Source organism: Streptomyces sp. NPDC058664 (assembly GCF_042716635.1).
Taxonomy (GTDB): Bacteria; Actinomycetota; Actinomycetes; order Streptomycetales; family Streptomycetaceae; genus Streptomyces.
Genome location: NZ_JBHXRW010000167.1, coordinates 1 through 1,359 on the forward strand (window position 1 = coordinate 1; position 1,359 = coordinate 1,359).

Genomic DNA, 1,359 nt, shown 5'->3' on the forward strand with positions numbered 1-1,359 from the left:
ACTCCCGCACCGCCCGCTGCCGATTCCCCACACCCATCACAAACCCCCAGCTCACGAAGGCGTTGCGACGACCGATTGAATCCACCCAGTACACCAGCCAGCAATTCGCCGCACTGGCGGACCAGTGGGGGGTGCGTCTGTCGGTCGGCCGCACCGGGCAGTGCTGGGACAACGCACTCGCCGAGTCGTTCTTCGCCACCATCAAGAGGGAGTTGCTCGACGCCATCTCCTGGCCCAGCCGGGCCGCCGCCCGCACCGCGATCATCGATTTCATCGAGGGCTGGTACAACGTGCACCGTCTGCACAGCAGCCTCGGCTATCGCAGTCCCGACGCATACGAGACCGCACTCGCAGCCTGACCACCACACCAAAGGTGTCCGTCAAAGCGGAACAAGCTCACCATGCGGCCACGTCAGTATGCATATCCCACATGGGCAAGGGCCTGTTTCAGCAGCGCCCCGTGGCCGCCTGGCATCTCGCTCTGCAGTGCTGGTGAGGCTGCTTCTTGCGGGCTGAACCAGACCAGGTCGAGCGCGTCCTGCCGCGGGCGGCAGTCGCCGGCCACCGGCACGACGTATGCGAGAGATACCGCATGCTGGCGCGGGTCATGGTACGGGGTGATGCCAACTGAGGGGAAGTATTCGGCGACCGTGAAGGGCTGTAGAGAGGCAGGGACGCGGGGCAGGGCCACCGGCCCGAGGTCCTTCTCTAGATGGCGTAGCAGCGCGTCGCGGACCCGCTCGTGATGCATGACACGGCCGGACACCAGAGTACGACTGATCGTTCCGTCCGCACCGATCCGCAGGAGCACTCCAATGTGGGTGACTTCACCGCTGTCGTCCACGCGTACAGGGACGGCCTCGACATACAAGATCGGCATCCGGGCCCTGGCCGTGTCCAGCTCATCCGTGGTCAGCCAGCCGGGCGTTGTCTCAGTCATGCCAGACATCGCTTGATCATACCTGTCAGGCCGGACCTCGGCCTGACAGGACAGAGACCGAAGTACGGCAGGGCGGGCCGGTGAGGCTGGCTGCTGGGGCGTGTTGCGGACACCTAGATAGCCGCGGTCGTCATGCCCAGATGGTGCCCGCCGCAGCGGCGCTGAGGCTGGGCCTATCGGGCGAGGGCCGACGATTGCCCATCACACTCCGACTCACACAAACGACCTCACGACCGAACGGTTGAGCACCCTTCCGCCACAAACGGTGAGGGCCCACACGCTCGGGCCCTCACCTCAATAACCCGTTCATCCAGGCCTGAACACAACAGGCCGACATCGAAGCCGGCCCTCGGAACACATCACAGACCCAGCCCACCGCAGCAACTGGCTTGCCAAAAGGTCAGCCGCGTAGAACAACC

At 64.9% G+C, this 1,359-nt stretch carries 2 protein-coding genes; one reads left to right on the top strand and one right to left on the bottom strand.

From position 1 onward, the window contains the following. Positions 1 to 359: integrase core domain-containing protein (locus tag ACFWUY_RS41090; protein WP_384121983.1), on the top strand; the 359-nt coding region annotated here is incomplete at its 5' end. A 53-nt stretch (positions 360 to 412) separates the two neighbouring features. Here the strand turns inward: ACFWUY_RS41090 and ACFWUY_RS41095 are convergent. Further along, a complete protein-coding gene (locus ACFWUY_RS41095; protein WP_384121988.1) occupies positions 413 to 940 on the bottom strand; it encodes an NUDIX hydrolase family protein in 528 nt (175 codons plus the stop codon). Positions 941 to 1,359: the final 419 nt, after the last annotated feature.